The organism is Pseudomonas sp. R3-57 (assembly GCF_051132065.1).
In the GTDB taxonomy this organism is placed as follows: Bacteria; Pseudomonadota; Gammaproteobacteria; order Pseudomonadales; family Pseudomonadaceae; genus Aquipseudomonas.
On record NZ_CP071655.1, the window covers coordinates 1,378,659 to 1,400,175 of the forward strand.

The 21,517-nt window shown below is 59.6% G+C and carries 12 protein-coding genes; 6 read left to right on the forward strand and 6 right to left on the reverse strand.

Going from position 1 to position 21,517, the window contains the following annotated elements; genetic code table 11:
• Positions 1-9: 9 nt before the first annotated feature.
• The 5 genes from J3P93_RS06365 to J3P93_RS06385 form a co-directional block, all read right to left on the reverse strand.
• On the reverse strand, positions 10-2,622 hold the full coding sequence (locus J3P93_RS06365; protein ID WP_434595930.1) for an RHS repeat-associated core domain-containing protein: 2,613 nt from the start codon (positions 2,620-2,622) through the stop codon (positions 10-12).
• A 29-nt stretch (positions 2,623-2,651) separates the two neighbouring features.
• Positions 2,652-5,441: an RHS repeat-associated core domain-containing protein gene (locus J3P93_RS06370; protein WP_434595931.1), complete on the reverse strand. Its 2,790-nt coding sequence runs from the start codon at positions 5,439-5,441 to the stop codon at positions 2,652-2,654.
• Positions 5,438-5,959, reverse strand: coding sequence for a hypothetical protein (locus tag J3P93_RS06375; RefSeq protein WP_434595933.1), 522 nt, complete (start codon positions 5,957-5,959; stop codon positions 5,438-5,440). Before J3P93_RS06375 ends, J3P93_RS06370 begins: the two co-directional genes overlap by 4 nt.
• Before the next feature lie 7 nt (positions 5,960-5,966).
• A complete protein-coding gene (locus J3P93_RS06380) occupies positions 5,967-9,941 on the reverse strand; it encodes a SpvB/TcaC N-terminal domain-containing protein (protein WP_434595935.1) in 3,975 nt (1,324 codons plus the stop codon).
• 202 nt (positions 9,942-10,143) lie between these two features.
• Entirely contained in the window at positions 10,144-11,667 is a 1,524-nt protein-coding gene (locus J3P93_RS06385; RefSeq protein ID WP_434595937.1) for a fumarate hydratase, read from the reverse strand.
• Positions 11,668-12,102: 435 nt separating this feature from the next.
• On the opposite strand from J3P93_RS06385, the gene J3P93_RS06390 reads away from it, so the two are divergent.
• From J3P93_RS06390 to J3P93_RS06400, 3 genes are read left to right on the forward strand one after another with little or no spacing between them, the layout of a single operon-like run.
• A complete protein-coding gene (locus J3P93_RS06390) occupies positions 12,103-13,209 on the forward strand; it encodes a GGDEF domain-containing protein (RefSeq protein WP_208939988.1) in 1,107 nt (368 codons plus the stop codon).
• Positions 13,202-14,137: an iron-sulfur-binding ferredoxin reductase gene (locus J3P93_RS06395; protein WP_434595939.1), complete on the forward strand. Its 936-nt coding sequence runs from the start codon at positions 13,202-13,204 to the stop codon at positions 14,135-14,137. Before J3P93_RS06390 ends, J3P93_RS06395 begins: the two co-directional genes overlap by 8 nt.
• Positions 14,138-14,164: 27 nt before the next feature.
• On the forward strand, positions 14,165-14,914 hold the full coding sequence (locus tag J3P93_RS06400; protein WP_434595941.1) for an enoyl-CoA hydratase-related protein: 750 nt from the start codon (positions 14,165-14,167) through the stop codon (positions 14,912-14,914).
• A gap of 280 nt (positions 14,915-15,194) precedes the next feature.
• Here J3P93_RS06400 and pyk read toward each other — a convergent pair whose 3' ends face one another.
• Entirely contained in the window at positions 15,195-16,646 is a 1,452-nt protein-coding gene (gene pyk, locus J3P93_RS06405) for a pyruvate kinase (protein ID WP_090285716.1), read from the reverse strand.
• Between the two features lie 172 nt (positions 16,647-16,818).
• On the opposite strand from pyk, the gene J3P93_RS06410 reads away from it, so the two are divergent.
• The 3 genes from J3P93_RS06410 to J3P93_RS06420 all read left to right on the forward strand — a co-directional run bounded on the left by J3P93_RS06410 (position 16,819) and on the right by J3P93_RS06420 (position 21,468).
• Positions 16,819-17,205, forward strand: a complete 387-nt coding sequence (locus J3P93_RS06410) for a tetratricopeptide repeat protein (protein WP_093098895.1) — start codon at positions 16,819-16,821, stop codon at positions 17,203-17,205.
• A gap of 230 nt (positions 17,206-17,435) precedes the next feature.
• Complete coding sequence (locus J3P93_RS06415) at positions 17,436-17,795, forward strand: PilZ domain-containing protein (protein WP_434595944.1); 360 nt, start codon at positions 17,436-17,438, stop codon at positions 17,793-17,795.
• 280 nt (positions 17,796-18,075) lie between these two features.
• Positions 18,076-21,468, forward strand: a complete 3,393-nt coding sequence (locus tag J3P93_RS06420) for a hypothetical protein (protein ID WP_434595946.1) — start codon at positions 18,076-18,078, stop codon at positions 21,466-21,468.
• The last annotated feature ends 49 nt before the right edge of the window (positions 21,469-21,517 follow it).

Below are 21,517 nucleotides of genomic sequence, written 5' to 3' on the forward strand. Positions count from 1 at the left end.
CCACGTGGGTCATACGGCCGTTTCCTGCACCGAACGTCTTCGCTGTAGATTCAGCCGTGGTTTCGGCACGGGTCTGGGACGTGGCTCGTCAGCAATTGACTGTTCCAGTTGTTTCAGGCGTTCAGTCACATCCTCTGCTTCGCTGAGGTTATCAAGTACGTCTCGAGTCGTTTCCAGTGCGTCCCGGGTGTTGTTGATAAGCGCAGTGGTTTTAGCCGTTATCGTGCGGTAAGCGTCAGCGACGGAAAGGCCCTCGTCCACTAGTTTTGCGAAATCAAGCTGATCGAGTGGGGCCATCTTTTGGACCTTTTGCAGAATGGCCTCTGTGGCTGTTTGCCGGAGCTGGTTGATCCCTTCCTGAATGGACTGTGGCAGCGTGCCATTGGCCAAATCATTTGCACCCTGCGCAATGGTTTGTGTGGCGTCGCGCACTTCAGCCGTGTGCAGCGCTTCGGTTACGCGAATGCCGCGCTTGAAAAACCGGTAACGAATAAAGGCTGCTCCCAATCCGCCGAGCAGACCACCGACAAAACCGCCAATCGTGTTGCCAATGACCGGTGCGAACGAACCGGCCGCTCCGCCGACGGCGGCACCGACAGTGAAACCCAGACCGAAAGCCCCCAATCCGTTTTTGCTGAAGAGGTAGCGGCGGAAGGTCATCCCGGCCCGGGTTTCCTGGCTGACATCGGCTTCGTCATCGGGACCATCAAATTCAGTTGCTGCATCATGAGCCTGGCTCGCGACGTTGGCTGTGGTGCGAAACACACCGACGATTTGGGAAAAGTCGAACTGTCTGCGGCCATCGGTATCGACATTGACCATCGGGTTGTTCGACACCATCGCATACAGATTCAACCCGTCCACATCCCCCGCAGGGTCTGCACTGACCCAACGCTGCAACCACGGCGCGTAATAACGGGCGCCGTAGTAATACAACCCGCTGACATCCATTTCCTTGCCCGAATAACGGACAAACCTGTAGCTCACTTCAAGCGCTGAGCGCGCGACCATCCATGCGGTCTCGCCAAACGGGTAATAACCTTCGTGGCTGATCAGTTGTGCGTGTTGATCAAGTTCGATCACGCAGGAACCGAGATGATCCTCAAGGCTGTAGCGCAATTGATCAGCATCGATGCCATCGGGTTTGTTCGCCACCCAGTGCAGGCAGCGCGCGCTGCCGACGCTGATGATGTGCAGTTCTTCGCCGTTGTCTTTGGTACGGATTTCCAGGCCTGGCAAATAGCGCACCTGATGAAAATGTTCGGCGTTGGCGGCCAGGTATTCGTGGCGTTTGAAAACGCGCATCCCCTGGCTGTATTCGTATCGCTCGATATCGCAAATCTGATTTTCGCGGCCGACCAGCGTCACCTGTTGCACTTCGTCACGAACAGTCCAGAGCAGAGGTTTGCCGGGGTGCACGGCCTGTTGATTGCCGTGGCGGTCGAACAGCGTGTCGAAGTCCGGATCGACGCCTTCTGCCCAGCGCACCGCGCGATTGCTGCGCGAATCAATGTGCATTCGCCGGGTGTAATTGTTGCCGGCGCGCACATGCCGCAACTCGATCAGGTTGCCGCCGTGGTCGTATTGGTAGGTCTGGGTGTAATTGAGACGGTTGTTCGGGTCGGTCGGTTGCGGCAGGCCGGGAATATCGCTTGGTGGCGCGTCGTCGTAACCCGTGGCGTGGATCAATCGGTAAAGCGAGTCGTAGCTGAATTCGCGGTGGCCGTCGACGCGCTGGTTGGCAAAATAATGCGGCTCGAACGCATGATCTTCGATGCGCAGGATGTTGCCGACGCGGTCGTAAAAGTATTCGAAATCCTGCAAGACACTGCCGTCGCTCTTGCGGCTGGACTGGGTGTGCAGACGGCCGTCCGCCGGGTCGTAGGTCCAGCGACTGCGCACATCGTTGCCGGCCAGTTGCTCAATGATCTGGTTGGCGGCGTTGTAGCTGATGACTTGCAACACCGTCTGCCAATCGGTTTTGCCATTGATCAGCAGATGCATTTGTTTGAGTTGTCCGGCCAGACCGTAGCGCGATTGCTGCCAATGGCCGCCAGCGTCGGTCTGCTCAAGCACTGCACCCAGCGGGCTGAACACATATCGGCTGGTGAACGCTGCACCCTCGTGGAAAGTGCGGGTTTCGCTCAGCGTGTGGTCGACAAGGGCGAAGCTGTCGGTGCGCAGGGAGCCCGAGCGATCCTTCTGTTCCAGCAACTTGCCGCGCTGGTTATATCCTGCATCAGCCGTGGCGCCAGCGTAGGTGAAGATGTCGACACCGGCCTCGTTGTTTTCATCGACCGCCACTTTGCGCAGTTGCTCATCGAAGGTCGTCCGCCAATGGTTGCCGCGCGCATCCCAGCGCTGCAACGGCTCGCCCGCCAGGCCTGGCAGACTCAAGCGCCAGCCGGCATCGACACTGCCGGTTTTCAACCGTTCGCCGTTCAGTGCATGAATGGCAGTGAGGTTGGCCTCGGGCAGGCGTGGGTCCCGCTGGGCTATCAGTCTGCCTGCCGGGTCGTGCTGTTGGCGCGTGACCAGAGCGATGACGACGCCGTTCGCTGTTTCGCGAAGGTACTCGATCCGCCGTACCGGCAACTGGCGAGGGTCTGTCACGGCAAGCATCGGCGTACGCCAATGGACTGCTCCGGCTTTCATCCTTGGGTGTACCAGTTATACAACCGCCCGTGCGGTTTTTTGCTTGCCTGATGAGCTTGCCTTAACAGGTGCTGATTGTCCGTTGAGCCCGTTTCCTTGTAGTAGGCGAGCATGTTTTGCGCGCGGCTGATGTGGCCCAAGGTGGTTTTGGTTTGCTGGCGCAGTCCTGAGCGAGTGATCGGTGCCAGGGCTTCGGGGGACGTCATATGAGTGACGTTGGTCAGTACGTTTGCAGGGTCGATGGCGTCCGTGCCCAAGGCATCGAATGCGTTTTCTGCCCAGGCAGCGCGTTGCCCGACGGCAGCTTTCCATTCATCGAGCATTTTTTCGATTTTTTCGATTTTCACTGGATCGAGCCGATTCTTGATGTCCTCGTTCTCCACGGCCCTGGTGAACAGCGTCAGAAAATGGGGAATGATCGAGAATACTGAGCCAACCACTCTATTCATGATGAAGTCGGGATTGAGGACAGAATCGAGCGCCGGGTTGAGCAGTTCGTCCGTCATGTCTGACCAGGAATTGATTTCGCTGACGGCGCCACTGACGCCCAATCGTTCGTCAATGGCACTGACAGACATTTTCGACGTCTGCGGAATAAGCGGACCAAACCCCAGCCCGGCACTCTCTGCTACCGGAGCGATCATGCCTGCGGTGACATCGCCGGCGATGTTGCCGCCGATAAGCCCGGCGGGTGTGGGAAATATGTTGGCGTCAGGCATGGGAAGAACGGGTTCGACAAGGCCGCTACCCAGATTGCCTCCGTGGTACGTCGAGGCAAGCCAATAGCCACCTTCTACGGCAAAATTCATAAGCATGTTCGCGGCAGCGGGCTGCGGATAGAGGATGTTATGTAGCTGGGCGACCACCTGTTGGGAATGTTCGTTGACTGCAGAAACAAACTGCGATGCCAGCATGATGACGCCTTCCGCTCTTTTGTTTCCGTCTGGATCTACATAGCGCATCGGGTTATTGCCCACAAACGCATACAGATTCAAACCATCCGCCTGCTCCGCATCCGTGCTGATCCAGCGCTGCAACCACGGCGCGTAATACCGGGCGCCGTAGTAATACAACCCGCTGACATCCATTTCCTTGCCCGAATAACGGACAAACCTGTAGCTCACTTCAAGCGCTGAGCGCGCGACCATCCATGCGGTCTCGCCAAACGGGTAATAACCTTCCTGGCTGATCAGTCGCGCCTGTTGATCGAGTTCGATCACGCAGGAACCGAGATGATCCTCAAGGCTGTAGCGCAATTGATCAGCATCGATGCCATCGGGTTTGTTCGCCACCCAGTGCAGGCAGCGCGCGCTGCCGACGCTGATGATGTGCAGTTCTTCGCCGTTGTCTTTGGTACGGATTTCCAGGCCTGGCAAATAGCGCACCTGATGAAAATGTTCGGCGTTGGCGGCCAGGTATTCGTGGCGTTTGAAAACGCGCATCCCCTGGCTGTATTCGTATCGCTCGATATCGCAAATCTGATTTTCGCGGCCGACCAGCGTCACCTGTTGCACTTCGTCACGAACAGTCCAGAGCAGAGGTTTGCCGGGGTGCACGGCCTGTTGATTGCCGTGGCGGTCGAACAGCGTGTCGAAGTCCGGATCGACGCCTTCTGCCCAGCGCACCCCGCGATTGCTGCGCGAATCAATGTGCATTCGCCGGGTGTAATTGTTGCCGGCGCGCACATGCCGCAACTCGATCAGGTTGCCGCCGTGGTCGTATTGGTAGGTCTGGGTGTAGTTGAGGCGGTTGTTCGGGTCGGTCGGTTGCGGCAGGCCGGGAATATCGCTTGGTGGCGCGTCGTCGTAACCCGTGGCGTGGATCAATCGGTAAAGCGAGTCGTAGCTGAATTCGCGGTGGCCGTCGACGCGCTGGTTGGCAAAATAATGCGGCTCGAACGCATGATCTTCGATGCGCAGGATGTTGCCGACGCGGTCGTAAAAGTATTCGAGATCCTGCAAGACACTGCCGTCGCTCTTGCGGCTGGACTGGGTGTGCAGACGGCCGTCGGCGGGGTCGTAGCTCCAGCGACCGCGCACCTGGTTGCCAGCCTGTTGTTCGACGATCTGGTCAGTGGCGTTGTACTGCGCATCCTGCAACACCGTTTGCCATTCGGTGTGGCCGTTGATCAGCAGATGCAATTGTCTGGGTTGCCCGGCCAGACCGTAGCGTGACAGTTGCCGGTGGCCGCCGGCGTCGGTCTGCTCCAGCACTGCGCCCAGTGGACTGAACCGCCGCTGACTGCTGAACGCCAGGGCGTCGGCAAAAGTGCGGGTTTCTTTCAGCGCTTGGCCGGCAAGAGAAAAGCTGTCCACTGTCAATGTGCCCGAACGATCGTTCTGTTCCAGCAATTGGCCACGCTGATTGCGTCCGGCATCAGCCAACGCATCGGCATAGGTGAACCTGTCGGTTACCTCGGCGTTTTCGGCAAGCGTCAGCACGCGCAGTTGTGCATCGAAGGTCGAGTTCCAGCGCGTGTGGCGCTGGTCCCAACGCTGCAAGGGCTCCCCGGCCGGCCCCGGCAAGTGCAGGCGCCAGCCGGAATCGACGCTGGCCGACCGCAGTAGCGCGCCGTCGAGGCGGTGTACCGCGATCAGCGCCGGCACCGCAAGACGCGAATCCCACTGCTCGACCACTCGGCCCGCGTGGTCATGCTGCTGTCGGGTCACCAGGACAACGGGCGGCTCATCGGCGACAGTGCGCAGATATGCGATCTGCCGCACTGGCAAACCGCGCGCATCGCTCACCGCCAGCGCCGGCGTACGCCGATGCAGGCTGGCGATCATGACCGCTGCACCCTTACAGGCAGCGGTGACTCGGCGGTGTCATTGAAGTCCTCGCTGGCGTGATACCACGGGTGATACGACTCGCGAGAAAAATCACCCTTGGCGTTGATCAGTCTGATCTGTCGGCCCAAGGCGTCATAAAACACCTGATCGAAATAGCCCGACTCGCGCAGCGACTGGTCGTTGACATAGCGGTGAGTGTTGGCAAAAAAACCCCGGAACTGACGCACCGGCAGGCCCTTGTTGTTGTACTCGACGCGTTCGCTGATGCGCCAGCGCGGGTCGGCATCGACTTCCTTGATCTGGCCGTTTTCCACGATCAGCGAGCCGTCTGCGCCCACCGCCCAGGCCTTGCCCGGATCTACCAGCTGCTGGGTCTGCAGCGCCCGACCAAACCCGTCAACGCAGGCTTTGATGATCTGGATCTGCGCCGGCACCGGATCGTCGGGGTAGCGGTCGGCACTGAGCATCACGCTGTGTACCGGTTCGCGATGCGCCGTCGTAATTGCTTCGAACAAGGACTGTTCATCGGGCGGCAGGGCGGTCCGGCGCCGTTCGAGTTGCCAACGGGCACTGGCTCTGACATGGCCGCTGGGCAGAAGGTAGCCGCGGGCGACCCATGGGTCGATATCGCCCGGCACACGCCCCATCCAGCTGAACAGATCCTTGTGCAAGGTGCTGGCGGCTTTTTGCAACGTCCCGGCGGGGTCGGCAATGGCAGCTTCCGGGCTGGTCCTGCACCGGTTCGTAGGCGTCCAGGGGCGCAAAGCCTGCGGGCAAGCCGTTTTCGGTACCGTAAAAACTGGTCGCCAGCGGCTGGCCGGAAGGCTCGTAAATTGCCTCGTGAATATTGTCGTTGGCATCAATGATGCGCAGTGGTTGCAGCGCGTGGTAATCGTACGTGATGCGCGTGGTGCAGCCATCCGGCAGCTCGACGAGCGTGACGGCCAGTCCATGGACGTCATACTCGCCGCGGGTGTAGCCGTGGCTGAGCGTTTCGCGGTAGCGACGGACTTTGTAGAAACCTTCAAGACCGGCATATTCGGCGTAGCCGTAACAGGCGGACCAGAGGTTCTGCTCGTCATTAGGCGGCGACTCCTGGAACCGAAACGGCATGGGCTCGTAACCGATTTTTGCCAGTTCCACCCGTATGTCGATGCCCAGGGCCGGATCGCTGTAGGCATCCAGCGCAGTTTTGTCCAGTTGCGCCAGTTCCAGGCTCCCGGACAACGCTTCGAACCCGGCAACGCCATCGGGTAGCGGGCGACCGCTCGTATCGACGTAGCGCTGCACCGACTGGCTGGTCAGCACACGTTCGCTGTTCCAGTGCGTGGAATCCTCATGAGCGATAAGGGATTCATAGGTAATCTGCGCCGGTTCCAGTCCTGCGGGCAGCGTGCCCTTGGGCAGCACCAACGCATTGCCACGCTGTTGATACGGCAACCCCAGGCGCCAGTGATCAGGCTCCAGCAGATCAATGAACCGCGCGCGCATTTCATTCACGTAATAACACTGCTGGCACGGGTCATGGGCGTCCTGCCACCAGCGCTGTTCATCGGGATCGCCGAACGGAGGCTCATCCTTTTCGGTCAGTCGCCGGGCGTAACTGACGGTCATGGAATGGGTCGGCTGACCATGGGCGTTGAAGCGCAGGTTGAGCTCTTTGCGGCACAGCGGATCGTCAACGAAACGGTCGTACTGGTAATCGATTTTTTCCAGCAGCAGCGGCAGCAGCACCGCAGCGCCATACACACCTTGCGGGCGTACCTCGCGTACCCGGTAGCGCAGCTCTTGCACCGTGTGAGGAACAGCGAGGCCAGGCACGTCCAGATCGGCTGCAGCCCAGGTTTCGCTGCGCAACACCGAGCCGACCAGTGCTCGGGCCATCTGGTAGCGGGTGTCGTCATTCGGCGGATCGATTGTTTCGTCCTCGTCATCGTTGGCGTGATAGCGGCTGAACAAGGTATCGCCCAGCGCCACCGCGCCCCGGTCCCGATTGAAACAGTCATCGCGCGGCAGATCCAGCGATTGCCCGGTGTGGAACCAAGTGCAGACGCGCACGGCTTCACTGAAACCGGCATCCTCGTCACCCGAGGCGCTTTCGCTGTCGGACTGCAGCAATTTGCCGAAACCGCGGAATTCGCGCTCGCGGCTGTCGTACATACCCTGGCACCAGCTAAATTGCTGAGTCAGGCAGTTGCCGGTGATTTCATCGAGTTGCCGCTGTTTCTTTACCACCGGCACCGGAAACGGCAAATGGCAGACCGGCAAGCGCTTGAGGGTCAGCAAGCGGTGTTTTTCATCCAGCCATTCCTGCGCCGAACTGCGGTAGATCACCTCGGCGCTGCAACCCATATTGTTGTTGCTGGTGGTCAGCAGATACGGTTTGGCCGCAACGAAATCGTAGCGCCAGTGCTGCGGCTGCATGTGCGGCACCGTCAGGATCAAACTCGCGCATCCGAGGCCTTGCAGGTCGGCGAAACTGACTTGCGTGAAGCGGTCATAGCGCACGCCGGCAGGCCATGGCACGCTGATCGGTATCTGCTCCAGACCATTGCCGCCGCGGTTCAGGTAGATATCGAAGGCCTCCGAGCGCAGGTAGATCAAGGCTGTCGCGCCCGATCCGTCGAGGTCGGCCAGACGCACTCGGGAGGCATCGAATTGCTCGTAGGTAAACGGCAGATCGCTGATCTTGCGACCCTTGCCGAAGCGGCCATGACCGAGGTTCGGCCAGCAACGGATTTCGTCGTGGCGAATCCGGCACAGCTCGGGCATGTCGCTGCCCAACAGATTGCCCAGCAGCACCCGCTCCGTGGGCGAATCGCCGAACACCGGCAAGCGGTCATCGTCGGGTTTGTGCACCACTTCTTGCGCCGCGGCGAAGCCGTGTTCGCGCTGGTTGGCGTAAACCTTGACGGAGTGCGGGTTGATCAAACCTATCGAGATCAGGCCGTCGCCGCTGAAGTCACCGCGTACTGCGTACGGGTTGAAAAAATCCAGCGGGAAGGCCTTGAACGGCACGAAGTCGGCGAACACCTGTTGCGCGGTCAGGGTGCGAAAGCCGCTGCTGCCCGGTTGTGCCGTGACCCATTCCAGCCGCCCGTCACCGGTCAGGTCCGTGAGCAGTTGTTGCACCGCGCGATTGCGGTTGGCCGCGGGAATCCGCTCCAGCGCGGTCCACGGCCCGTAGGTGATCTTGTCCGTTCCCACCCCGTCGCGCAGCGGTTCGCGGTAATACCAGCTCTGGTCATATCGACACAAAAAACCGGGTACGCCTTCGCCGTGAAGATCGACGCACTGGTAGAACCCACCGTCTTCAATCCCAGGCTGAACCTGGTGTTCGAACAGTCGCGTCGACGTTTTATCGAGTTCGAAAGGGCTGTAGTCGAATTCTATCGGCGGTGTGTTTTCGACAAGGCCACGGGCATCGAACGCCTGATAATGCGCTGCACAGATCTGGCTGTAAGCCCATTGTCCGATATTCTGTGGCTGGCGATATTCCAGCAGCAGACGGCGCACGAGTTTTTTGCTTCGGCTTTCTCCAACAGGGATGTCATGAAACATCAGTACTTGCCGGCAGAGGCGGCGGGTGCCCAGTTCGAAGCCCTGACCATGGGTGAAAAAGCGGTCCGCTCGCAGCGTCCACGGTTGAAGTGTTTCACCCTCATACACCGGGATATCGGTCAACGAGGTGCTGCGCTCGCCATAGTCAAACACCAGATGGAAGTACCAGTCGAGTTCGGCGGGGTTGGTTGTTCCCCAGCTATCCAGCTGGCTGCTGGCGGTGCAGTTGCCGTAGTAAACCCGATGCAGATAGCGCTGCGCGCGGTAGTCATGCAGCGGGTCGGCTTCCTGATCGTCGGCCTTGTATTCGTAATAGATGTGATGACCGCGAGCGTTCATGCTTTCGCACAGCAGCCAGGCGCTGATTCGCTGCGGGGCGTCGGGATCGGCGCGACGTGAAGCGGCCGTTTTGCCGTAAAGGTGCAGCGAGCCGTCGGCGCCGTGGATCAGCCAGAAGTCGGATGGGCTGGCTTCTTTGGATTGCCGCTGCCAGCGTTCGCGCAAAGCGAAATCGCTTTCGATCGCCGGCCAGTAACGCACCACGCGGTGCGGGCCGATGTCGACGCCGTTGTAGCTCGACTCCAGTCGTGCCTTGATTGACCCGTCGGTTTCGAGCTCTGGCATCCACACTTCGCCATCGTGACCGATGATTTCATCGTGATCGGTGTAGCGCGGCACACCCTTGTTGGTGCGACGGCTGACCTGACCGACGCCGAGCAGATTCCAGCCGATGCCAAAGCTACCGTTGCCGCTCTGGCTGCTGTAGCTCAGCGCCAGGGTGGGGCTCAAGACATCCGCAGTCGAAAGGGGAATCGGCAGCTCAAACGATGCAGCGCCGGTCGGTCCGACACTGCCCCAGCTCTTACCGATGGTGGCGATCGACGTGCTGGTAGCGATGGAGGGCGTGGTGATGCTCAGGTCTTGTGGCTCAGCCATGGTCGAATCCATTGCGCGCAGGTCGGGCTTGAATGGATTGACGCTAACAAGAATCGCCGAGAAATGGACCTGTCAGATCTGACAGGTGCGCAAGACTGTTTTGTGTGCTTGGCCAACGTTTTTATCGCCAAATGCACGCATAAACAAAAACGGCCGGGTCATCGCTGTGGATGAACCGGCCGTTTTCATTCAGGCAAAGCGCTTATTGCACTTCGACCGCCAGGCTTTCGCTGATCTTCTGTTGCCAGATCGCAGGACCGGTGATGTGCACCGACTCACCCTTGCTGTCCACCGCCACGGTGACCGGCATGTCCTTGACCTCGAACTCGTAGATCGCTTCCATGCCCAGTTCGGCGAATGCCAATACCCTGGACTTCTTGATCGCCTGGGCGACCAGGTAAGCGGCGCCGCCCACGGCCATCAAGTACACGGCCTTGTTGTCCTTGATCGCCTCGATTGCGGTCGGGCCGCGCTCGGATTTGCCGATCATGCCCAACAGGCCGGTCTGCTCGAGGATCTGCCGGGTGAACTTGTCCATCCGCGTCGCGGTGGTCGGGCCAGCCGGGCCCACCACTTCGTCACCGACCGGATCGACCGGACCGACGTAGTAGATAAAGCGACCTTTCAGATCCACCGGCAGGGTTTCACCCTTGTTGAGCATCTCGACCATGCGCTTGTGCGCAGCGTCACGACCGGTGAGCATCTTGCCGTTGAGCAGCACGGTTTCGCCCGGTTTCCAGCTCTGCACGTCTTCCGGGGTCAGGGTATCGAGGTTGACGCGACGGGCTGACGGGCCGGCTTCCCAGACGATTTCCGGGTAGGCGTCGAGCGGCGGCGCTTCCAGCGAGGCCGGGCCGGAACCGTCGAGCACGAAATGCGCGTGACGGGTGGCGGCGCAGTTGGGGATCATGCACACCGGCAAGGAGGCGGCGTGGGTCGGGTAGTCCATGATCTTCACGTCGAGCACGGTGGTCAGGCCACCGAGGCCCTGGGCGCCGATGCCCAACTGGTTGACCTTCTCGAACAGCTCCAGACGCATTTCTTCGATGCGGTTCTGCGGGCCACGGGCCTTCAGTTCGTGAATGTCGATGGACTCCATCAGCACTTCCTTGGCCATCACCGCGGCTTTCTCGGCGGTGCCGCCGATGCCGATGCCGAGCATGCCCGGCGGGCACCAGCCGGCGCCCATGGTCGGGACGGTCTTGAGCACCCAGTCGACGATCGAGTCGGACGGGTTGAGCATGGCCATTTTCGACTTGTTCTCGGAACCGCCGCCCTTGGCCGCCACGTCCACTTCCACGGTGTTACCCGGAACGATGGAGTAGTGAATGACCGCCGGGGTGTTGTCCTTGGTGTTCTTGCGAGCACCCGCCGGGTCGGCGAGGATCGAAGCCCGCAGGACGTTTTCCGGCAGGTTGTAGGCGCGACGCACGCCTTCGTTGATCATGTCGTCCAGGCCCATGGTGGCGCCATCCCAGCGCACGTCCATGCCGACACGCACGAACACGGTGACGATACCGGTGTCCTGGCAGATCGGGCGGTGGCCGGTGGCGCACATGCGGGAGTTGATCAGGATCTGCGCCATCGAGTCACGGGCCGCTGGCGATTCTTCGCGCAGGTAGGCTTCGTGCATCGCCTGGATGAAATCCACGGGGTGGTAATAGGAAATGAACTGCAGGGCGTCGGCAACGCTCTGAATCAGGTCGTCTTGCTTGATCACGGTCATGAGTCGCGCTCCTCTAAAACACGATGGGGCAGCTACAAGCTTCTAGCTTCGAGCGGCAAGTTAAGCATTACGCGGACAGCTTGAGCTTGCCGCTTCAGGCTTGCGGCTTGTAGCTGTCCCTTTGTGGCGCGACGCTAAAAAGGCGCGGCAGTATACCGCGCATCAAAGGGGCATACACGCATTGGCGGTCATTCTCGGCGGCAGCTTCAAGCTTCAAGCGTCGAGCGGCAAGTTCAAGCAGTACGCGTAATGCTTTAACTTGCCGCTTGAAGCTCGCGACTTGTAGCTGCCCGTCTGGGCCAGGCGGGCCACACTTTTGACGCCATTTTCCCGGCCCGAAAATCGGTGGTCATTTAGCGACCGGGCCTCTAAAGTGGCAACCGGTCTGTAGAGTAGGACACTCGGTCAGCTTCTTATCGCACGGTGAGTCAACGATTGACCCATAACGCCATTCAACGTCTTTTGCTCAAACGCTTCGCCCTCGCTGCCGCCACCTACGGATTGGCTTTGCTGCTGCTGTGGCTGGCGTTTTTTACCGGTCATTACGAGCAATCCCTTAGCGCCGTGAGCATCGGCAGCGCGTTGGTGGTCATCAGCCAGGCGGTGCTGTTTGCGTTGTTCTGGAGCGGGCGCAACCTGCGTTTCGCCGACCCCAGCCTGACCGAAGCGCAAGTGCTGCTCGGGCTCGGCTGGCAGACCTGGCTGATCGCCCATCTGGATGAGGCGCGCGGCGTCTTTCTGGTGTTTTACGTGATGATCCTGTTGTTCGGGCTGTTCCATCTCAGTCGGCGAGCGTTCGTCCGTTGTGCCTTGCTGGTGTTCTTCAGTTTCAGTGCGATCACCTTGTGGGACGGTTACCAGTTGCGCCTGCGCGAACCGGCGCTCGCGGCGTTGCAGGTGTGCGTACTGGCGCTGGTGCTGGCGTGGCTGGTGCTGTATGCGCGCTTCGTCCAGGTTTCGCGGCAACGCCAGCGCCAGCGCCGGTTTGCCTTGCAGGCGCATCAGGACACCTTGCGCGGGATGATGCGCCAACTCGAGGATCTGGTCGCCACCGATGAACTGACCGGGTTGTTCAACCGTCGGCACTTCCTGCGCCTGGCCTCACGCGAGCTCAATGCGATGGACAGCGATGTCGTGCATGGCCTGGCCTTGATCGACCTCGACCATTTCAAACGCATCAACGACCTGCACGGTCATGCGGCGGGTGATCAGGTATTGCAAGCCTTCGCCGGGGTCGCCCAGGCATGCCTGCGCGAGGGCGATGTGCTGGCGCGTTATGGTGGCGAGGAATTCGTCGTGCTGCTGCCCGATTGCGACGCCGAACGGCTGACCGCGTGCTGCGAGCGCCTGCGTATCGCCTTTACCGATGTGGAACTGGTGGGCTTGAATGTGCGCAACCTCAGTTTGTCGGCTGGCATGACCCTGCTGGGGCTGGGTGATGATCTGGACGACGCCTTGCAGCGCGCCGATCAGGCGCTGTACCGGGCCAAGCGCGACGGGCGCAATCGCTGCGCGGCAGCGTGGGAGAACGTCGATGCCTGAACTGCGTGTCGGTGAGCGGCACTGGTCGGTGGCGGCGGGCAGCAACCTGCTCGATGCGCTCAATCAGAACGGCGTCGCCGTACCTTACAGTTGCCGCGCAGGCAGTTGCCATGCGTGTCTGGTGCAGTGCGTGCAAGGCCTGCCCGCCGATAATCGCCCGGACGCCTTGAGCGTTGAGCAGCGTCAGGACGGCTGGCGCCTGGCCTGCCAGTGTCAGATAACCGAAGATTTGCAGATACACACCTTCGACCCGGTTACCGACGGTCGCCCGGCCGTGGTCGAGGCTCTGGACTGGCTCAGCGACAACGTCCTGCGGCTGCGCCTGACAGCACAACAGCCACTGCGCTACAGCGCCGGGCAACATCTGGTGCTGTGGCTCGGGCAGATTGCGCGTCCCTATTCGCTGGCGAGCCTGCCGCAGGAAGACCGTTTTCTCGAATTCCACCTCGATTGCCGTCAGCCTGGTGAGTTCAGCGACGCGGCGCGCCGCTTGCAGATCGGCGACCCGCTGCGCCTCGGCGAATTGCGTGGCGGCGCCTTGCACTACGACCCTGACTGGCACGACCGGCCCTTGTGGCTGCTGGCCGCTGGAACGGGGCTGGGCCCGCTGTTCGGTGTGCTGCGCGAAGCCTTGCGCCAGGATCACCAAGGCGCCATCCGCGTCATTCATCTGGCCCATGACGAGCGCGAACACTATCTGGCCAAACCCCTGGCGGCACTGGCGGCGCAGCGCGAAAACCTCAGTGTCGAGTTATGGACGGCGGCCGAGTCGGCCGTCGCTTTGGCGCAACTGCGCCTTGTTTCCCGGCAAACCCTGGCTTTAGTCTGCGGCTCGACCGCCAGTGTCGACGCCTTCGCCCGGCGCCTGTATCTGGCCGGATTGCCGCGCAACCAACTGCTGGCCGACGTGTTCCTGAGCCGTGGTTGAGCGCTGAATTCAGACGCGAGACACGCCATGACCGAAGCCATCCTGTTGCACCGCGAATGCGGTTTACTGACCCTGCGCCTCAATCGCCCGCACAAGAAAAACGCCCTGACCCGCGCCATGTACAGCCGCCTCGCCGAGGCATTGCAACAGGCCGACAGCGATCCCGACATCAATGCCGTGCTGATCAGCGGCAGCGCCGAATGCTTCACCGCCGGCAACGACATTGCCGACTTCATCCAGCAACCGCCGAGCGACCTCGACAGCCCGGTGTTCCACTTCATGCTCAATCTGCTCGAATGCCGCAAACCGGTGATCGCCGCCGTGGCCGGTGCCGCAGTGGGTATCGGCACGACCATGCTGCTGCATTGCGATCTGGTCTATGTCAGCCGCGATGCACGCTTGCGCATGCCGTTCGTCAATCTGGGGCTGTGCCCGGAATTCGGCTCCAGCCTGATCCTGCCGCGGCTGCTCGGGCAGGCCAGAGCAGCAGAGCTGTTGTTGCTCGGCGAAGGCTTCAGCGGTGAACAAGCCGCAGCCTGGGGCATTGCCACCGAGGCGCTGGGCAGTGGCGACGCGGCGTTGAGCAAGGCCCGGGAAGTGGCGCTGCGCTTCGACGAACTGCCAGCCGAGGCGGTGCGCATTAGTAAGCAATTGATGAAGGCGCCGGATCGTCAATTGTTGCGCAAGGTGATTGAGGAGGAGGGCGCGTTGTTTACCCAGCGGCTGCGATCGCCGGAGGCGTTGGCGGCTTTGAGCGGATTTATCAAACGGCATTGAAAAGCCAACCCTCACCCCAGCCCTCCCGAAACGTCGGACCGCCCCGAGGGAGAGGGCGCCAACCGAGGTGTGATGCGTTTTACATCGACCTGGAAGAACCGGTCGGATTCAACGCAGAGCTATCAGGTCGGTGCAATTCTGCAATATCCCTCGATCGGTTCCCTCTCCCTCGGGGCGGTCCGACGTTTCGGGAGGGCTAGGGTGAGGGCTTTCGATTCAACGTAGACAACAAAAAGCCCCGGCATTCACATGCCGGGGCTCTTGTTTTTCAGCGCGTCACTCAGACCTGCGGATCACCGACATGCAGAATCTTCATGCCGTTGGTGCCGCCGGTGGTGTGGTAGCTGTCGCCCTTGGTCAGGATGACCCAGTCGCCTTTTTCCACGACGCCGCGTTTGGTCAGTTCGTCGATGGCTTTCTGGCTGACTTCGTGCGGTTCCAGCGAGGCTGGATCGAACGGGATGGTGTAGACGCCGCGGAACATCGCCGCGCGAGCCTGGGCTTCGCGGTGCGGGGTAAAGGCGTAGATCGGCACCGAGGAGCGGATACGCGACATGATCAGCGGGGTGAAGCCACTTTCGGTCAGGGCGATGATCGCCTTGACGCCCGGGAAGTGGTTGGCGGTGTACATGGTTGCCAGCGCGATGCTTTCGTCGCAGCGGGTGAATTCCTTGCCGATGCGGTGGCTGGAGGTTTTACCGGTCGGGTGCTTTTCCGCGCCGACGCAGATCCGCGCCATCGCCTGCACGGCTTCCAGCGGGTACAAGCCAGCGGCGGATTCGGCGGACAACATCACGGCGTCGGTGTAATCGAGCACGGCGTTGGCCACGTCGGAGACTTCGGCGCGGGTCGGCATCGGGTTCTGGATCATCGACTCCATCATCTGGGTCGCAACGATCACCGCCTTGTTGTGGCGGCGTGCGTGCAGAATGATCTTCTTCTGAATGCCTACCAGCTCAGCGTCGCCGATTTCCACACCGAGGTCACCACGGGCAACCATCACTGCGTCGGAAGCCTTGATCAGGCCGTCGAGGGTTTCGTCGTCCGCTACGGCTTCGGCGCGTTCGATCTTCGCCACCAGCCAGGCAGTGCCGCCGGCTTCGTCGCGCAGTTGACGGGCGTATTCCATGTCGGCAGCGTCACGCGGGAACGACACGGCGAGGTAGTCGACTTCCATTTCCGCGGCGAGCTTGATGTCGGCCTTGTCTTTTTCAGTCAGGGCCGGTGCGGTCAGGCCGCCACCGCGACGGTTGATGCCTTTGTGATCGGACAGCGGGCCGCCGATGGTCACGGTGCAATGCAAGGCATCGTCGGTTTGGGTATCAACGCGCATCACCACACGGCCGTCGTCGAGCAGCAGCTCGTCGCCCACGCCGCAGTCCTTGACCAGATCCGGGTAGTCGATGCCGACCACTTGCTGATTGCCTTCGGTCAACGGATGGCTGGTGGAGAAGGTGAACTTGTCGCCGATCTTCAGCTCGATCTTCTTGTTGGCGAATTTGGCGATACGGATTTTCGGGCCTTGCAGGTCACCGAGCAGGGCGACGAAGCGGCCGTGCTTGGCAGCCAGGTCACGCACCAGCTTCGCGCGAGCCTTGTGCTCGTCGGGGGTGCCGTGGGAGAAGTTCAGACGGGCGACGTCCAGACCAGCCAGAATCAGCTGTTCGAGAACTTCCGGCGAGTTACTGGCCGGGCCAAGGGTAGCGACGATTTTGGTACGACGGACGGACATGCAAAGACTCCTGAGTTCAAGCGCCAGCGAAGGCTACTATGCTCGAAGGGTGTAGTCATTGTTCGTTTGCACTACTTATCGTTTTCTTTATTGAACGCAGCAACTTCGGGACAAACGCGCCTGAAGATTTCCGACGATGGGTCGATACAGAGCACAAGACAGGAGAACCCCCATGCGATTGTTGCCCATTGCCGCCCTTGCCCTCAGCGTCCTCGCCGTCACGGGCTGCACCCGTTGGTCGATGAACCATCATTTGAATAACGCCTACAGCGCCTACGACCGTGGCAACTGTGAGCAGGTCATGCTCGAGCTGTCCAAGGTCGAACGCGCCAGCCGTGCCCGCCCGTACGTGTGGCCGGAAGTGTCAATGATGCGCGGCCAGTGCCTGGAACGGCAGAAGCTCTACATCGACGCGGTGCAGACCTACCAGTTCATCATCGCCTCGTACCCGAACAGCGAATACGCCTACCGCGCCCGCGCGCGTCTGGAAACCTTGCAGAGCCTGGGCCACTACCCGACCCGCAGCGCGGCAGCCGTGGTCCGTCCGACGCGTTTCTGATCCCAGCGTTGCGGTACAAAATCTGGCCGTGTGTACAAGCTCAGCTATAGTCAGATAACCCGGATCCAGCGCACACGCAGAAATCCGGAACAACACCTGCAACTGGTCAGCGGTAAGGTGACGGCGACTTGGCGACCGGCACACCGGAAGCGGGGAGAGCGGCCCCAGTACGGGCACGTTCCGAAGCAAAGGTGCGGCTCCGTGATGGAGCCTTGCATGGCGAACTGCGCATGTTTACCGACCGCCGGATCCAGCGGCATCAGCTGCCGTATTTCCTCAGGGTGTTCAACACCGTCACCGACAAACCGATCGGCTTTCTGGGCGACGTCTCCGAAGACGGGCTGATGCTCATCAGTCAATTGCCGATGATGGTCGGCGTCGACTTTCAACTACGTTTGAAAATCCCTTCCAGCGATGGCTGCCAGCAGACCATCGACTTCAGCGCCTGCTGCGTGTGGTGCCATGAAGATGCCACGCCACTGCATTACGACGCCGGGTTCATTCTTCTGCAACCGCCAGTGGAATTTGGCCTGTTGGTGCAAGCGCTGCGGCAGTATTTCAGTTTTCAGCCGTTGCCGGCTTCGGCTTGATTCGATTGCGCGAAAATCCTTCGTGTCACTCACAGGCCACTAAATCGACCACTGATTGGCGACGCTACGGCTCACGTTGCGAGCATCTTCAACATGCCGGCGAGTTCCCGGCGATGTAGACGCAACAGCGCCCGCTGCTGTTGTTCACGTCTAAAGGTCATCAGCCTATTGGAAAGATTACCGCTCGTCGGGACTGTCAGAATTTACAGGTGTCGTATTTTAAGGCAGTCGATTTAATTGCAGCGGCAGCTCTTGCATCCATTCATTGAGGCACCGTGTCATGGAAAATGAACTGAACGACGACGATAAAGCGGCCGGTGAACAACTTGAAAATGGAAAAAAAGAGCTCGCAAAGCCTGGGCGGGAAGAAACTCCAAGTATTCTTGTTCCCATCAAGGAATTTCGCAAACCTATATCAAGACATGTACTTGACATTAAGGAAGATTTTATTGCGCCAGCAATTGGCGATGTACACGAAATAGAGGCGCATATTTACGATGATGCTACTGGTAATTACTATGGTAAATATCATCGTTGGGCGATGCCTGGGCAAGTAATTAGAGATCCGATACATTTATGGTATGAATTAGGGCCTCGAAAAGTTGGGGCCAACTATCTTCACTACCAGTACAGAGTCAACGATTGGTGGAGCGGTTGGTTCGATTCTGGTTCGTTTTTCTTAATGGAACCTCCGGTTATTAGTTCAGAGAAATTCAACGTTTATACATCGAGTGTTGTAATAATTGAAGGCTCTGCCGCTCCAGGCGCGGAGGTGCAGTTGTTTCTTTCTACAGGCGAGCCTTGTAGTTCCAGAATAGCGGTTTCCGATAAAGGTTTATTCAAGATCGTGACCAGTTTTACTGAAGGTATTAAACTTGTTTATGCTAAGTGTACAGTGAACGGTTATGTCAATGGTATAGACTCGATTTTCCATCCTTTCGCGGTGATGTGGTCTGGTCCGGTAATTACTTCAGTCGATAGTGGGCGGCATCCACGTATCAGTGGTGAAAAGGCAATATATGGTGCAATAGTTGAGGTATATATAAAGAATACGAATACGAAAGTGCTTGAGGTATCCGATGATGACTTGGATGGCAGATGGAGTGATACTAGTGACTATGTTTTTGAGGCATCTGGCAGGTATACACTTGTTGCTCGTCAGCGTGTGTACGATATCCTTTCTGTAGAAGGCCCAAACTACGATTTTGTTTTCCTGGGCCCGCCCAATATCCTGAAACCACTACCGTCTTCAATACACGATCAGTCTTTCCTGTTGGAAGGTAACAACGGTGCGCCCGGCGCCCGGCTGGAGGTTCTGCCCCCCGTAGGTAACACTCCGCTTTATGGCTCGGGCACCGTGCCTGCGGGCAATGGTGCCTGGAGTATTCCGCTCACTGGAGTACCGTCGGGTAAGCTCAGTCTCGTCGTCGAACAGACTTTGAATAACGTCCCCTCCGGCCGTAGCCAACCGCTGACGCTGCATATCCGGCCTCCCGCGCTGCTGATCGCTGGGCCTCCTGCAGCTAGCCTGCAAGACACATCGTTCACCCTTACCGGGAATGGCGCGGTGGCAAACGCGACCATCAAGATTTTCAAGGATCTGGCCGGCAATCCGCCGTTGATCAGTATTCCCGGCGCGGCGGCCGGAGATTGGAGCGCAGCACTGACGGGCCTGGACCCAGGAGTACTGTCACTCGTAGCGGTGCAGGAAGGGGATGGCATTCCATCCACGCCCAGCGCTGCCCGCGCCTTCAAAATCCGCCCGCCCAAGCTGACCGCCCCTGTCGTCACCTATCCCACTGACACCACCGTGAAATTCGCTGGAGCGGGGCATGACCGCGCCACAGTGCAAATCACTGTCGACAGTGGCCCGAGTGCAACACCCCCGCCCTCTGTTGTCGTGGCGAACGGCAAATGGGAAACCATCGCGACGAACTGGCCGGTGGGTACATACGCACTGACCATTGTGCAGAGGCTGTCCGATGGCGCCGGCGGCTGGATCGACTCACTGCCCCTGCAATTCACCCTGAACAAAGCGCTGCCTGATGTCAGTGATTTAAAGCACACCGTGGAATACCGACCCACCTTCAGTGGCAAGGGTTTCAACGGTGCCACGGTGCACGTTCGGCATCCCAACAGCGCCAACCTCGCGGCGCCAACGACAGTCGTTTCCGGTAATGAATGGTCAACAACAGCATCTGCAATCTGGGGGCCCTCAAACAATCGGGAAGTCCATGTCAAACAAATTCTGGATGGTCAGTGGTCGCCCACCTGGTGCGTCCTCAAAGTCACTGTCCCCCCCCTGGCGCCCGGGCTGAACGTACCTTCCGAAGAAGGTCTTTCTCCGGTATTCAGCGGAACCGGTTGGTCGGGAGCCGAAGTGCATATCAACTTCAACGGTGATTCACAGACCTATAAAGCGCCTGTCGTTGCAGAGGTCTGGACGTTTCAGCGAGCCACACCCTTCATCGCTGATACTCCCCACACGATTGAGGTGAAGCAAGTTGCCGCGGAGCTGGAATCGCCGAAAGCGGCGAAGACTTTCACGGTTTATCCGGTAGTGGAACAGCCGGTTATCACTTATCCGCTGGAAGGCAGTGAAGTACCCCGCGACCTGTCCGTCACCGGCTCGGGCGGCATGGCAGGTGCCACTATGCGATTGTGGGATGATCGATACGGGAAGTATCTGACTCCACCACAACTCTTGGCCAATGATGGCGAATGGGTGATCGCCCTGACGGAGCTGGCGTTTGATGAGCATGTCATCCGGGCGGAGCAAACGATTTACTCGCGGCCTTTCAAGCGAAGTGAGCAACGCAAGTTCAAGGCGGTCGTCCCCCCTCCGGAGATTACCTGCCCGAACGACGGACAACGGTTGCCACGTACTTCGAAGCTCACCGGCAAGGGGATGCCACACGCAAGGGTTGAAGTGTGGATGCTCGGCGAAACTTCTGCGCCGATCACCGAAGCGAATGTTGATGGCGAGGGCAACTGGAGTGCCGAGGTGACCTTGCCGGTGGGCGATAAGACTATCTGGGCGCTGCAAATTTACGACGATAACGGTGTCCCTCAAACATCGCGAGACAGCGATCAAGTTACCTATCAGGTAGTCCCGAAAGCACCCGATATCGAGTCTCCGACGACAGACGAACATGCCGGGCGGGTATTGGTGGTCTCCGGGTTCGGTGTGGCTGGCGACACGGTGACCGTCAAGGTTGGCACTGAGCAACAAAGCGCGCCAGTGAAGGCTGATCGCACCTGGTCGGTGAGGCTGGAACTCGGCCAGCCTGGCGGCGATTCTCTGCTGGAGGTGGTCTCGGCGCTCGACGAATTCGAATCTGAACCGGCAATCCGCCCGATTGTGCTGAGCACTTACGCGCCCACCATTGAGTTACCGGCACCCGGTAGTTGGGTAGCTAACCCGGTATCCCTGTCAGGCAGCGGTCGCCAGGGTATCGGAGAAGTCGTGAGCTGGTTCGATCCGGATCTGGTGATGACCGCGAACATTCCTGTCGACCCCTTGGTTGGCTGGCGAGCGCAGGCCGGATCGTCGCTAATGACAGGAGGGCAGTGGTCTCGGTTCAGACAGAGCCTCAACGATGTCGAGAAAAGGTCTGACTGGGTCGATAGCGAGCGCTTTGAAGTTGAACCTGGTTCTTCAAAGCTGACGTAAGCCGATTTCCCGATAAACGGTCGTAAATACTGTCAGATCTGACAGTAGG